The 13521-nt window shown below is 73.0% G+C and carries 10 protein-coding genes; 6 read left to right on the top strand and 4 right to left on the bottom strand.

Features of this window, described 5'->3' with window-relative positions; translation table 11 throughout:
- Positions 1-591 precede the first annotated feature (591 nt).
- From ACFRIC_RS05475 to ACFRIC_RS05460, 4 genes are all read left to right on the top strand, one after another.
- Positions 592-807, top strand: a complete 216-nt coding sequence (locus ACFRIC_RS05475) for a type A2 lantipeptide (RefSeq protein ID WP_326783939.1) — start codon at positions 592-594, stop codon at positions 805-807.
- A 92-nt stretch (positions 808-899) separates the two neighbouring features.
- On the top strand, positions 900-1709 hold the full coding sequence (locus ACFRIC_RS05470) for an HlyD family efflux transporter periplasmic adaptor subunit (RefSeq protein ID WP_382779747.1): 810 nt from the start codon (positions 900-902) through the stop codon (positions 1707-1709).
- Positions 1706-3928, top strand: coding sequence for an NHLP family bacteriocin export ABC transporter peptidase/permease/ATPase subunit (locus ACFRIC_RS05465; RefSeq protein ID WP_382779744.1), 2223 nt, complete (start codon positions 1706-1708; stop codon positions 3926-3928). The genes ACFRIC_RS05470 and ACFRIC_RS05465 overlap by 4 nt, the downstream gene beginning before the upstream one ends.
- Position 3929: 1 nt before the next feature.
- On the top strand, positions 3930-6758 hold the full coding sequence (locus ACFRIC_RS05460) for an NHLP bacteriocin export ABC transporter permease/ATPase subunit (protein WP_382779741.1): 2829 nt from the start codon (positions 3930-3932) through the stop codon (positions 6756-6758).
- 4 nt (positions 6759-6762) lie between these two features.
- On the opposite strand, the gene ACFRIC_RS05455 is transcribed toward ACFRIC_RS05460, so the two are convergent.
- Positions 6763-7299, bottom strand: a complete 537-nt coding sequence (locus tag ACFRIC_RS05455) for an SRPBCC family protein (protein ID WP_382779738.1) — start codon at positions 7297-7299, stop codon at positions 6763-6765.
- Between the two features lie 216 nt (positions 7300-7515).
- On the opposite strand from ACFRIC_RS05455, the gene ACFRIC_RS05450 reads away from it, so the two are divergent.
- Entirely contained in the window at positions 7516-9018 is a 1503-nt protein-coding gene (locus tag ACFRIC_RS05450) for an MFS transporter (RefSeq protein ID WP_382779735.1), read from the top strand.
- Positions 9019-9039: 21 nt separating this feature from the next.
- Here ACFRIC_RS05450 and ACFRIC_RS05445 read toward each other — a convergent pair whose 3' ends face one another.
- Together ACFRIC_RS05445 and ACFRIC_RS05440 are read right to left on the bottom strand one after the other, a co-directional pair.
- Entirely contained in the window at positions 9040-10617 is a 1578-nt protein-coding gene (locus ACFRIC_RS05445) for a phosphatase PAP2 family protein (protein WP_382779733.1), read from the bottom strand.
- 341 nt (positions 10618-10958) lie between these two features.
- Positions 10959-11381 (bottom strand): protease inhibitor, encoded by a 423-nt coding sequence (locus ACFRIC_RS05440; RefSeq protein WP_382779730.1) that lies wholly within the window; start codon positions 11379-11381, stop codon positions 10959-10961.
- Between the two features lie 341 nt (positions 11382-11722).
- On the opposite strand from ACFRIC_RS05440, the gene ACFRIC_RS05435 reads away from it, so the two are divergent.
- Positions 11723-12274, top strand: a complete 552-nt coding sequence (locus ACFRIC_RS05435; RefSeq protein WP_382779728.1) for a hypothetical protein — start codon at positions 11723-11725, stop codon at positions 12272-12274.
- A gap of 19 nt (positions 12275-12293) precedes the next feature.
- Here ACFRIC_RS05435 and ACFRIC_RS05430 read toward each other — a convergent pair whose 3' ends face one another.
- Positions 12294-13505, bottom strand: coding sequence for a PucR family transcriptional regulator (locus tag ACFRIC_RS05430; protein ID WP_382779725.1), 1212 nt, complete (start codon positions 13503-13505; stop codon positions 12294-12296).
- Positions 13506-13521: the final 16 nt, after the last annotated feature.

Genomic DNA, 13521 nt, shown 5'->3' with positions numbered 1-13521 from the left:
TCCTTCACGCCGGGGCCACGGCGCGCGAGCCGGCGCGGTGAACGCGGCCCCCGGCCGGGGTTCGGCGGCGCCCAGGCCCCCGCCGAACTCTCAAACCCCCGGACGACCCCCACCCCACCCCTCGGCACTCCCTCGATCGGCACGCAACGCGACCGGTCGGCGACGCTCCGTCGACAAGTGGTGGCGGAATCCCGGATTCAGGGAATCTGCACACCCCGTGCTCACCGGGGTCACCGTGAACCGGGGATCTGCACAGTCGCGCGCCCCCCTCCGGCCGATGGGCCGGGGCCGTCCCCTTCGGAGCGCCGGTGGCAAGGGGCGGGGTGAACCGATGCCGCGCAGCATGTGAAGAAGTGGCCGCAGAGGCGTGTGCGCCCCTGCACGGTTCATCGCCCATGGAGCACAAGTTCCCAGGTGAGAGCCCTGGTTGATTGGAAGGGCGCCCCGCGGCCGTGCTTTGATCCGTTGCACCGCGGAGGTCGCACAGCTCCCGGGAACGGGAGCCGCACCCCCGCGGTGGCGGCCGTCGTCTGTCCCCCAGAGGGGGCCGCTCTCCCCCTTGTGAATATCCATATGAAGGGAAGTTCCATCATGAACTCCACCCCCCGTGTCGAGACCGCCGAGATCTCCGACGCCGACCTCGACAACGTCTCCGGTGGCCTCGCGCTGAACGCCGTCGGCACCGTCACCGGCCTGGTGGACGGCGTTGCCCCGGTCTCCGGCATCGTGGGCACGGCCATCGGCACCGTCGAGGGTGTGACCGGCCTGAACACCGCCCCGGTCACCGGCCTGGTCGCCGGTCTCTGATCGCGTTTCACGCCGCCGAGTCCCGGAACCGCCCCACCGGTTCCGGGACTCTCGGGGTGCCGTAAGCCTCTCGAACAGGTGAGAAGAGTCCCGTGCAGTTCCGCCAACAGGCCCTCGCCAAGCTGCGGTCCCCCGAAGAGCTCGACCTCCCGGTGCGCCTCGCCCGCCCGCAGGGCCGGCTCGTGCTGGCCGTGACGGTCGTCGCCATGGCCGCCGCCTCCGTCTGGGCCGTGACCGGCACCGTCGCCTCCACCGTCGGCGCGCCCGCCGTCCTCACCCACGCGCAGGGCAGTTACATCCTCCAGAGCCCGGTCGCCGGGCAGGTCACCGCGGTCCTCGCGACGGAGGGCGAACGGCTTCCCGAGAACGCGCCCGTGGTGAAGGTGCGTACGGCGCGGGGGGAGACCACCGTCGTCCGCACGGTCGCCGCGGGCCGCGTCACCGCCCTGGCCGCCACCATCGGCGCGATCATCCCGACCGGCGCGGACGTCGCCGCCGTGGAGAAGGTCGCCCACGCCACCGATCCCCTGTACGCCACGGTGTACGTCTCCGCCGCGAGCGCCGCCTCCGTCCCCGCGGGCGCCGCCGTCGACCTGACCGTCCAGTCCGTGCCCGCCCAGCGCTACGGAGTGCTGCGCGGCCATGTGAAGGCGGTGGGCCGCAGCGCGCAGACCCGGCAGCAGATCACCGCCTACCTCGGTGACGCCCAACTCGGCGAGCAGTTCAGCGAGAAGGGCAGACCGGTCGCGGTGCTGGTCCGGCTCGACCGCGCGTCCGGCACCCGCAGCGGCCTGAAGTGGTCCTCCGCGGACGGCCCGCCCTACGCGCTCACCTCCATGACCCTGGCCACGGCCTCGGTACGGCTGGCCGGTCAGCGCCCCGTCGACTGGCTCCTGCCGTGAGCGCCGCACCGGACACCCGCGGCAGACGACGTGCCGCGCCGCCCCGGCGCAGCGTGCCCAGGACCCGGGTCAAGAGCGTCCGCACCCCCACCGTGCTCCAGATGGAGGCCGTGGAGTGCGGCGCGGCGTCCCTCGCGATGGTGCTCGGCCACCACGGCCGGCACGTCCCGCTCGAGGAGCTGCGCATCGCGTGCGGTGTCTCGCGGGACGGTTCGCGCGCGAGCAACCTGCTCAAGGCGGCGCGCGGATACGGTCTGACGGCCAAGGGCATGCAGATGGACACGGCCGCGCTCGCCGAGGTGCGGGGGCCCGCGATCCTGTTCTGGGAGTTCAACCACTATGTCGTGTACGACGGCATGGGCCGCCGTCTCGGACGCCGGGGCGTGTTCGTCAACGACCCCGGCAAGGGCCGCCGTTTCGTGCCGATGGAGGACTTCGACACCAGTTTCACCGGGGTCGTCCTGGTCATGGAGCCGGGCCCCGGGTTCCGCAGGGGCGGCCGCAGGGCCGGAGTGCTGGGCGCCATGCCGGCCCGGCTGCGCGGCACTGCGGGCACGATGCCCGTCGCGGTGCTGGCGAGCCTGCTGCTGGTGGCGGTCGGCGCGGTCGTGCCGGCGCTCAGCCGGACGTTCATCGACCAGTATCTGATCGGCGGTCAGAGCTCGCTGCTGGGCGTGCTGTTCGCGTCGATGGGCGCCTCGGTGCTGCTGACGGTGGTGCTGACCTGGCTCCAGCAGGCCAATCTGCTGCGCGGCCGGCTCATCTCCTCGACGCTCTCCAGCGCGCGGTTCCTGCGCCATCTGCTGCGGCTGCCGGTCACCTTCTTCTCCCAGCGCAGCCCGGCCGACCTGGTGCAGCGGCTCCAGTCGAACGACGCGGTGGCCGAGACCCTGGCGCGCGATCTCGCCGCCGCGGGCGTGGACGCGGTCGTCGTCGTCCTGTACGCCGTGCTGCTCTACACGTACGACCCGCAGCTCACGGCCGTCGGTATCGGTGTCGCGCTGCTCAACGTGGTGGCGATGCGCGTGGTGATCCGGCTGCGCGCGACCCGTACCGCGAAGCTGCGCGCCGACACCGCCCGGCTGACCAACACCGCTTACACCGGGCTGCAGTTGATCGAGACGATGAAGGCCACGGGCGGTGAGGACGGCTACTTCCGCAAGTGGGCCGGACAGCACGCCACCACGCTGGAGGAACAGCAGCGCCTCGGGGTGCCGAGCGCCTGGCTGGGGGTGGTCGCCCCGACGCTGGCCATGCTCAACAGCGCGCTGATCCTGTGGATCGGCGGCCTGCGGGCGGTGGAGGGACAGGTCTCGGTGGGCCTGCTGGTCGCCTTCCAGGCACTGGTCACCCGGTTCACCGCGCCGATCACCCGGCTCAACGGTGTCGCCGGCCGCATCCAGGACTTCGCGGCCGACGTGGCCCGGCTCAAGGACGTGGAGAACTTCCGTGCCGACCCGCTCTACGACCGCCCCGGCACCGGCGGGTCCACCCGGCGGCTGCGGGGTCTCGTGGAGCTGGAGAACATCACGTTCGGCTACAGCCCGCTCGACGAGCCGCTGCTCACCGGGTTCTCGCTGACGGTCGGGCCGGGGCAGCAGGTCGCTCTCGTGGGCGGTTCGGGCAGCGGCAAGTCGACGGTGTCCCGGCTGATCTCGGGGCTGTACACGCCGTGGGAGGGCGCGATCCGTATGGACGGCCGCCGTCTGGAGGACATCCCGCGCGGAGCGCTCGCGTCCTCCGTGTCGTTCGTCGACCAGGACGTGTTCCTGTTCGAGGGGACGGTCCGCGACAACGTGGCGCTGTGGGATCCCTCGATCTCCGACGACGCGGTGACCGCCGCGCTCCAGGACGCGGCGCTGTACGACGTCGTCGCGCGCCGTCCGGGCGGGATCCGCAGCCGGGTCGAGCAGGACGGACGGAACTTCTCCGGCGGTCAGCGGCAACGCCTGGAGATCGCGCGGGCGTTGGTGCGCAGGCCCAGCGTCCTGGTGCTCGACGAGGTGACCAGCGCCCTGGACGCGGAGACGGAGCAGACCGTCATGGACAACCTGCGCCGGCGCGGCTGCGCCTGCGTGGTGATCGCCCACCGGCTGAGCACGGTCCGGGACAGCGACGAGATCGTCGTGCTCGAACACGGCTCGGTCGTGGAACGCGGGCGGCACGAGGCACTGGTGGCGGCCGGCGGCCCCTACTCCGTTCTGGTCAGGGAGCGTTGAGATGACCACGGTTCACGAAGGCGTCCACGAGCAGGACGTGGTGCTCGGGGCGCTGGGCGGCATGGGAACCCCGGTCGGCGGCGCGGGTCTGAGCCGGCTCGACCTGGAGGGTCCCCAGGTCCTGTGGCTGGTGGCCGCGGGTGCCATGGACCTGTTCGCGGTCGACGCGGCCCAGCAGGGCCACTGGCACCACCTCGGCCGGCTCGAAGCGGGCTCGCTGCTGCTCGGCCCGGTGACGGGTCCCCAGCACACGCTGGTGGGGCGGCCGGTGCGTGGCTGCGAGCTGCGCCGCATCGGGCTGCGCGAGCTGTACGAGCAGGCCGGCACCGCGACCTGGTCGTACGACGCGTACGGCAACCCGCAGTTCGTGCCGCCCGCGTCGAGCCCGCTGGAGCACGCGCTCGCGCTCGGCGTCGGACGCGGTCTCTCCGTCCTCTTCCAGGCGCCGACGGCCACCGGGAACTCCCCCGCGCCCACCGACGACGACGTGTTCTGGATGCGGGTCCCGCCGGGGAGCGTGCAGTACGGCTCGCTGTACGGGGCCGAGGCGGCGGCCGATCTGCTGATGGACTCCGGCGTCTGGCAGAGCATGGTCGACCAGCAGTGCCGGCTGCTGTCCACGCTCGACCGCTGGATCGAGGAGCTGGAGGCCGGTCACGAGGACCGTGCCGCGGCGGGCATCAAGGCCGGTGAGGCCGTGCGCGACCGGGCGGACCGGACGCTGCTCGCCTCGATCGGCCGACGGTCGGCGAAGCGCCCGACCGCGGCCGAGACCGACGCCACGTACGCGGCCTGCGAGCTGGTCGCCCGCGCCGCCGGGATCACCCTGGCCGAGCGGGCGGGCGGCGGCACGGAGAGCGAACGGCTCGACCCCGTCGAACGGATCGCGCTCGCCTCACGGCTGCGCACCCGCACCGTGCGGCTCGACGGCCGCTGGTGGCGGGACGACATCGGCCCGCTGGTCGGCAGCCGGGCGGTGTCCGGTGCTCCGGTGGCGCTGCTGTGGCGGCGCGGTGGCTATGTCGCCGTACAGCCGTCCTCGGGGCGGGAGACGCCGGTCGAGAAGGCCAACGCGCCGGAGTTCGAGCCACGGGCGGTGATGTTCTACCGCCCGCTGCCCGAGGGCCGGCTCGGACCGCTGCGGCTGCTGCGGTTCTGTCTGGCGGGCACCGGCGGGGATGTGCGCAACCTCGCGGTCAGCGCGCTGGTGACCGTGGCGATCGGCGCGCTGGTGCCGGTCGCGACCGGCCGGGTGCTCGGCGAGTACGTTCCGAAGGCCGAGCACGGCCTGATCGTGCAGGTCTGTCTCGCGCTGATGGTCACGAGCGTCGTGTCGGCGGCGTTCACGCTGCTGCAGAACCTCACGCTGCTGCGGATGGAGGGCCGGGTCGAGGCGAGTCTCCAACCGGCCGTGTGGGACCGGCTGCTGAGGCTGCCCACCTCGTTCTTCGCCGCCCGTTCGACCGGTGAGCTCGCGAGTGCCGCGATGGGCGTGAGCGCGATCCGGCGTCTGCTCGCGGGTGTCGGCCCGACGCTGGCGCAGGCGGGCACGGTCGGCGCGATGAACCTGGGCCTGCTGCTCTGGTACAGCGTGCCGATGGCGCTGGCCGCGATCGGGATGCTCGTGGTCGTCGCGGCCGGGTTCCTGGGTCTCGGTCTGTGGCAGGTCCGCGGGCAGCGCCGTCTGGTGGTGCTGGGCAACAAGCTCAACAACCAGGCGTTCCAGACCCTGCGCGGGCTGCCCAAGCTGCGCGTCGCCGCGGCCGAGAACTACGCGTACGCGGCCTGGGCGGGCGAGTTCGCGCGCAGCCGTGAACTCCAGCAGCGCGTCGGCCGGGTCAAGAACCTGACGACGGTGATGGGCGCGGTCTATCTGCCGTTGTGCACGCTGCTGATGTTCATGCTGCTGGCGGGCCCCGCGCACGGCTCGCTGTCGGCCGCGGACTTCCTCACGTTCAGCACCTCGCTGACGATGCTGCTGACCTCGGTCACCCAGATCACCGGCGCGCTCGTCTCCGCGGTGGCCGCGCTGCCGATGTTCGAGGAGATCCGGCCGGTGATCGACGCGGCCCCCGAGGTGCGCGGGGCGAGTACGCGTCCCGGTGTCCTGTCCGGCGCGATCGAGGCACGGCGACTGTCGTTCCGGTACGCCGACGACGGCCCGCTCGTCCTGGACGACGTGTCGTTCGCCGTCCGTCCCGGCGAGTTCGTGGCGGTCGTGGGCCCGAGCGGCTGCGGCAAGTCGACCCTGCTGCGGCTGCTGATCGGCTTCGACCGGCCGGTGTCGGGCAGTGTGCTGTACGACGGCCAGGATCTCGGAGCCCTCGACCAGTCCGCCGTACGACGTCAGTGCGGCGTGGTGCTCCAGCACGCGCAGCCCTTCACGGGGTCGATCCTCGACTGCATCTGCGGCACCGAGGCGTACACGCTGGAGGAGGCGATGGAGGCGGCCGAGATGGCGGGTCTGGCCGAGGACATCAGGCGGATGCCGATGGGCCTGCACACGCTGGTGGCGGGCAGCGGCGCGATCTCGGGCGGCCAGCGCCAACGCCTCATGATCGCCCAGGCGTTGATACGACGGCCCCGCATCCTCTTCTTCGACGAGGCGACCAGCGCCCTGGACAACGCGACGCAGCGCACGGTGATCGAGAGCACCAAGGCCCTGAACGCCACCCGGGTGGTGATCGCGCACCGGCTCTCGACGGTGCTGGACGCGGACCGGGTCATCGTGATGGAGAACGGCCGGATCGCCCAGCAGGGCCCGCCCGCCCAGTTGCTGGCGGACACGGGCGGACGGCTGCACGAGCTGGTGCGGCGGCAGCTCGCCTGAGCTGTCAGTCCACGCCCGGCACCGGCGCGCCCGAGGGGACACCCGCCGCGACGTAGTCCTCGTAGATCTCCTTCCAGGCCGGGATCCCGCCGGCGCGCGGGCCCTCCGTCGGTTCACCGCGCACCGCCCGGTCGAGGGCGGCGAGGCACACCTCCCAGCCGGCGCCGTTGCGGGCGGCCGTGTTCCGCTCGGCGAGCACGTCGGTGAGGGTGAAGCGGGTGCGCCCGCCGTCGAGGACTTCGAGGTCGAAGCGCAGTTCGTCGCCGCCCCACTCGAAGGAGAGGCGGCGGGGCGGGTCGACGGCGAGGACCCGCCCGGTCGACCCGGGCATGTGCGGATCACCGCTGAAGGTGATCGTGCCGCCGGGGCGCAGCTCCATCTCGGCGCGGGAGGGGAACCACGCGACCAGTTCGTCCGGGTCGGTCAGGAACCGCCAGAGGCGGTCGGCGGGGTGGTCGTGGACGCGGCTGAAGCGGACGGCGGGGCGGCCGTCGTCCAGGGTGAGATACGTCCCGGTACCTGCGGTGACTTCGGCGGACATGGTGTCCTCGGTCCTTCGGTGAGGGTGTCCCTCGTGCGGAGGGCGTCCAGGCTCTCGTTCCCCAATCTAGGACGCGGGTGGGACGCACGTCACACCCGGCCAGCTATCGAAACGTTGCCGTTTCGCTCGATCGGGGTTTATGGTCGGAGGGTCGATGTGTACGAAACCGTTTCGTTTACGTGCACACAAGAGCGTCTTCCCTGGAGTGCTTCTGCCATGTCCCAGACCCTGACCAAAGGCACCGGCGCGGGTGCCGCGGACGCACCGTCCGCGCCCTCGTCGAAGCGGCGCTGGTGGATCCTCTCGATCATCGGCATCGCCCAGCTCATGGTGGTCCTCGACGCCACCATCGTGAACATCGCCCTGCCCTCCGCCCAGGCGGACCTCGGCTTCTCCGACGGCAACCGGCAGTGGATCGTCACCGCGTACTCCCTGGCCTTCGCCTCCCTGCTGCTGCTCGGCGGCCGCATCGCGGACCTCTTCGGCCGCAAGCCCGCCTTCCTGATCGGGGTCGCCGGATTCGCCGCCGCCTCGGTCCTGGGCGGCGTCTCGACCAGCTTCGGGATGCTGGTCACCGCGCGCGCCCTCCAGGGCGTGTTCGGCGCCCTCCTCGCACCGGCCGCCCTCTCGCTGCTGAACACGACGTTCACCGACGCCAAGGAGCGCGCCAAGGCGTTCAGCGTGTACGGCGCCATCGCCGGCGCCGGCGGCGCGGTGGGCCTGCTGCTCGGCGGTCTCCTGACCGACGCGCTCGACTGGCGCTGGACGCTGTTCGTCAACCTTCTCTTCGCGGTCGTCGCCTTCGCGGGCGGCTGGGTCCTGCTGAGCGGCCACCGGGACGCGGCGGACTCCAAGCTGGACCTGCCCGGCACTCTGCTGGTCTCCACCGGTCTCTTCTCCCTGGTCTACGGCTTCTCCAACGCCGAGACGCACGACTGGAGCTCGCCCGCCACCTGGGGCTTCCTCGCCGCGGGCGGTGTCCTGCTGGCCGTGTTCGCCTGGTGGCAGACCCGCGCCGCGCACCCGCTGCTGCCGATGCGCGTCCTGCTCGACCGCAACCGGGCCGCCTCGTTCCTCGCGGTGCTGATCACCGGCGCGGGCATGTTCGGCGTCTTCCTCTTCCTGACCTACTACCTCCAGCTCAACCTCGGCTTCAGCCCCACCAAGACGGGTGTGGCGTTCCTGCCGATGATGGCGGCCCTGATGGTCATGGCCCAGGTCTCCACCACGGTCCTGGTCCCCCGGATCGGGCCGAAGGCCGTCATCCCCGCGGGCTTCGCGGTCGCCGCGCTCGGCATGGCCTGGCTGACCGGCATCGGCATCGGCTCGTCCTTCTCCACCGACGTCCTGCCCCAACTGCTGCTGATCGGCGCGGGCCTCGGCATGGTGATGCCGCCCGCCATGTCGCTGGCCACCAGCGGGATCGCCCCCGAGGACGCGGGTGTCGCCTCCGCGACCGTCAACACCATGCAGCAGGTGGGCGGTTCGATCGGCACCGCGCTGCTGAACACGCTCGCCGCGAGCGCCGCGACCAGCTACCTCGCGGGCAAGGACGCGACGGACAAACTGGTCCAGGCCCAGTCGACGATCGAGAGCTACACCACCGCCTTCTGGTGGTCGGCCGGCTTCTTCGCCGCCGGAGCGCTCCTCGCGCTCGTGCTCTACCGCCGGGGCACCCCGGCCCAGGACCCGGACGCCGCACCGGTCGTCCACATGTGACCGGGCGACGCCCGATCACCGTCAGGCCGAGGGGCCGCCGTCCGCAGGGAGACGGCGGCCCCTCCCCCGTCCCCGGCCGGCGGCCCTCGCGGCGGCCTCGCGCGCCTCCGGGACCGGCTCGGTCCTCCCCCGGACGGGCCGGTACACGATCAGCGCCCGGTACTCCTTCTCCAGCCTCAGTCCCGGTGCTCCGGAGCGCGGTTCACCGTCGAACGCGAGGGTCTCCGCGCCCGCGATGCCGTCCAGCTCCACCCACGGGACCCGCTCGGCCTCGTAGACCCGCGAATGCTCCAGGGTCCCGAGGACCGCGGCGGCGACGGCACGCGTGCGGGCGAGGCGGTGGTCCGCGTCGACCAGGCGCACGTCGAGCAGATCGTCGTCCAGGCGCGGCCGGTACGCGGGGGCCAGTCCCTCCGGTACGTAGCGGCCGTTGCCCGCGAGGAGCAGCCACAGCCTGCGGGGGCGGCCGTTGACGTTCACCTCGACGGGGCGGGCGGCGCCGAGCAACCGGAGCAGGGCGAAGGCCCTCGCGGGCGCGGCGGGCCGGTGCCGCTCCGACTCCACCCGCAGCCGCACGAGTTCGGGATACGGGCCGATGCTGAACTCGTTCAGGAACCAGGTGTCCTCCCCCGCCCCCGAACGGGCCACGCCGACGTCCACCGAGACCGCCTCGCCCCGGACGACCGCCAGCGCGGTGTCCTCGGCGTCGGGCACGCCCACGTCCAGCGCGAAACGGTCGGCGGCGCCGGCGGGGAACACGGCGAGCGCCAGCCCCCGTTCGGCCGCCGCGCGGGCGGCCGTCCCCGCTCTGGCGTCGCTCCCGCAGACACCGAGCGCGCCACCGGTCTGCGCCGCGCGGTCGGCCGCCGCGGTGAGCAGCTCCGCGAAGTCGCCCTCGGGGCCCGGCTCGATCACCTCGGCGTCGGGCAGCAGGGCGCGCAGCCGCCGGGCGGCCGACCCCGGCGCCCCCGGCGCCCCGGTACCGGCCGGTTCGTCCACGACGACGACCAGCCCCTTGCCGAGCGGCAGCGCGGGCGCCCGCGCGGCGGGCCGCTCCCGCTCCGGCAGGACGGGGCGCGGCGGCCACCAGCGGCAGGTGAGGGCGGCCGCGCCCGCACCGATGGCCACACCGGCGAGGACGTCTCCCGGGTAGTGGACACCCACGTAGACACGCGAGAAGGCGACGGCGGCGGCCACGGGCGCGACCAGGAGGCCGTAGCGCGTGGACTCCAGGGCGACGGCGGTGGCGAAGGCCGCGGCGGAGGCGGAGTGGCCCGACGGGAAGGACGTGGTGTGCGGCTGACGGGCCAGGCGCCGGATCGCGGGGACCCCTTCCAGCACCGGGCGGGGGCGGCGGGCACTCCACTTCACCAGCGTGTTGACGGTGAACGAGGCCAGCGCCAGCGAGCCCAGTCCCCGCAGCGCCGCCCGGCGTCCGGACGGCCCGCCCACGAGGCCGAGACCGGCGGCCGTGCCGAGCCACAGACGGCCGTGGTTGGCCGCGTGACTGAGCCGCCGCAGCGCCGGATCGGCTCCGGGCACCCGTGCGGTGGCCACCCGTGTGAACAGCCGCTGGTCCCAGTCGAGGAGTGCACCCATGCTCCACCGCTACTCCATGTCGGCCGCTCCGGCATCCCGGGTGACCCGGACCGGTGACGGACACGGTCCGTGCGGCGCACGGACGGCACCGGCGTGGTACGGCACGAGCCGGGGGCGGCCGGGGGCGGCAGGCGGCCGGCGCCCGCCGCGGCACCCCCAGGGGGCGCCCGCCCGCGTCGTGGACGCCGCGGCGTCACGCGGACATGCCGAAGGCCGGTCGACGGCCCCACTCCGTCTGACCGGCCCTCGGTGCGAAATCACATGGCGCTTCGTGACGGGTCCCGCACTCCCCAGCTACGGATCCCGGTCCATGTCCACGACGGCCACGCGATCCCGGTCTCTCAGAACGCGAAGACCGTCGTCCCGTAGGAGGTCTTCACGCACTCGTTGGCGAAGGTGCGCTCGTACGAGACGCGCTTGCCCTGCCAGACGCCTGCGACCGTGACGACCACGGGGTCGTACTGCCTGGTACAGAAGACGTCGTTCCGTGGGGCCAGCGCGTCGAGATCGCCCTTGACCGCCCGTAGTTCGGCACAGGCGTCCGGCGCGGCGGGATGGGTCCCGGAGGCCGTGGGGGCGCAGTTCAGAGTGACCGCGCGTTCCGGAGTCGCGGCGGCGGCGGTCTGGCCGTGGCCCGTGGTGAGCACCAGGGCGGAGGGGGCGTAGAGCCCCGAGGGGGCTGCTTGGGCGGACCCGAGGAGGGGGCCGCATACGGCGGTGGCCGTCAGGGTGAGAGTCGCTGCCCAACGCGCGGTGTTCGGCATTGTGTGCATCCTTCCGCTCGATCGAAATGCGAGACCGGCTCGGTGGTGCCGGTTCGGCGAGCGCGAGTCTGCCGAGAACGCACAGGAAACACACATCGACCCCACACGTTTCGGTAACTTTGAGTATTGAATCAGTGGCGTGAAGTCACAGAATTCGAACGCGTGAAGCCCGTAACTGAGCGCCCGCCGGTGACCACAGACGGTCGGCTGGCCGGAAAGACACGGCTCAGCAATAGGCCTGAAACATTCCGCTTGAACCGGCATGCCGCCTCGACTTCCGCTGTCAGCGGACTCCTCCGGCACCCCTTGCGTCCCGCTCATCAACGAGTAATGGTGATTACATGATTACATCGGAGCAACGCGAGAAGCTGCGCGGCTGGTTCGCCGGCCGCCTGCCCGACGATCTCTTCGAGAGCCTCACGGAGGTGACCGCCGACCGTGAGGAGATCACCGTCATCGGCCGCATCCCCGAGCCGAAGCTCGCCGTGGGCGCCTCGGACGCCGAGAAGGAGGCGGCACTCCGGGCCCGTGTCCAGGAGTTCCGCGAGCGCACCCGCGAGGAGCGCATGGAGGTGGCCGGCGAGGCCGAGCACCGCTTCCGCAAGAAGGTCTCCTGGGGCGTGGAGTGCGGCACCGAGCGCGCCCTGTTCACCCATGTCGCCGCGCCGGTCATGACCCGGCTGCGCCAGCCGGAGCGTCAGGTTCTGGACACGCTCGTCGCGGCCGGGGTCGCCCGCAGCCGCAGCGACGCCCTCGCCTGGTGCGTCCGCCTCGTGCAGCGGCACACCGACGACTGGCTGGGCGAACTGCGCGACTCGCTGGAGCATGTGCAGCGGGTCCGCGCCCAGGGCCCGGACACCGGGGCGGAGGACGATCCCGGCCACGAGGAATGACGGGGTCGATGACGGGGTCTCAGTCGCGGATCGTGCGGGCGATGTCCAGGGTGAGCCGGTGCCAGGGGTCGCGGGGGTCGCGCCCGGTCAGCTCGTGCACGCGGCGCAGGCGGTAGCGCAGGGACTGCGGATGCAGGTGCAGGACCCGCGCGGCGGCGTTCGCCGAGCCCGAGTCGACGTACGCCGTGAGGGCGTCCAGCAGGTGCCGCTGCCCCGGCTCGGTGAGCGGCCCGAGCACCAGCCGCGCGATGTGGTCCGGCGCGGACGCGGGGCGGCCGGCGAGCAGGGCGAGGACCTGCGCGTCGGCGTCGGTGAGCACCTGCCCCGACCGGTGGGCGTGGGCCGGGGCGGTGTCGAGCGCGTCGGCGGCGAGCCGGTGCGCGAGCGCGATCCGGTCCAGACCCTCGCCGGTGATGACGCAGCCGCGCCAGGACCGTTCGCCGAGGACGGCTCCCGCGCGGGCCGACGCCGCGAGCGGCAGCAGCAGGACGGCACGGGAGCCCCGTACCGTCGCCAGGGAGGTCACCTCGCCGCCGGGAGGGGCCAGCGCGTCCAGCAGGTCCGCCGCCGTTCCGTGCGCGGGGTCGAGGAGCTCCGCGGCCGTACCGTGCGCGGGATCCGGCCGGTCCGCGGCGGCCGGCTCGGCCACCAGCAGACAGCAGGGGTCCGGCAGGTGGACCGCCAGCCGGGCGGAGCGGTCGGTCAGCGCGCCCGCCGAGGCGTGCCGCCCGGCGATCAGGTCGTCGAGCAGCAGCCGGAGCGCCCGGGTCCGGTCGGCGGCCAGGTCCTCGCTGGTGGCCGCGTACGCGGTGGCCATCTCCTCGGAGAGGGTGTCGAGGCTGACGAGGAGCATGCGGGCCAGCGCGAACGCGTCGGCGGCGCCGAGGGCGGGAGCGCGGGCGGCGACCTCGTCCGTCAGGACGGTACCCGCGACCCGGTAGGCGCGCAGCACCGCCTGCACCGGCCGCCCGTCCGCGGCGCGGGCCGAGGCGATGCCCCGGAAGCGCCGCAGATCGGCCGGTCCCAGGGTGCCGTCGGTGGCCCACAGGTGGAGCAGCCGCTCCAGTCCCCAGGCCGCGATGGCCCGTACCTCGGGAAGCCGGCTGTCGTCGAGCGCCGCGTACACCGGGACCTGTTCGTGCACCGCCGCGACGATCGCCTCCACGACCCGCGGGTCGGCGATCATCTCCTGCCGGACGCGTTCACGGACCTCGGAGGGCTTGTTTGTCACAGTGTGATGATTCCAG

The organism is Streptomyces sp. NPDC056738, from assembly GCF_042790435.1.
In the GTDB taxonomy this organism is placed as follows: domain Bacteria; phylum Actinomycetota; class Actinomycetes; order Streptomycetales; family Streptomycetaceae; genus Streptomyces.
This window is presented reverse-complemented; position numbering and strand designations above follow the sequence as displayed.

Bases quoted from the DNA above. Each gene is read 5' to 3' on its own strand.
- ACFRIC_RS05475 (WP_326783939.1), top strand. From the start codon at position 592: ATGAACTCCACCCCCCGTGTCGAGACCGCCGAGATCTCCGACGCCGAC.
- ACFRIC_RS05460 (WP_382779741.1), top strand. From the start codon at position 3,930: ATGACCACGGTTCACGAAGGCGTCCACGAGCAGGACGTGGTGCTCGGG.
- ACFRIC_RS05455 (WP_382779738.1), bottom strand. From the start codon at position 7,299: ATGTCCGCCGAAGTCACCGCAGGTACCGGGACGTATCTCACCCTGGAC.
- ACFRIC_RS05450 (WP_382779735.1), top strand. From the start codon at position 7,516: ATGTCCCAGACCCTGACCAAAGGCACCGGCGCGGGTGCCGCGGACGCA.
- ACFRIC_RS05445 (WP_382779733.1), bottom strand. From the start codon at position 10,617: ATGGGTGCACTCCTCGACTGGGACCAGCGGCTGTTCACACGGGTGGCC.
- ACFRIC_RS05440 (WP_382779730.1), bottom strand. From the start codon at position 11,381: ATGCCGAACACCGCGCGTTGGGCAGCGACTCTCACCCTGACGGCCACC.
- ACFRIC_RS05435 (WP_382779728.1), top strand. From the start codon at position 11,723: ATGATTACATCGGAGCAACGCGAGAAGCTGCGCGGCTGGTTCGCCGGC.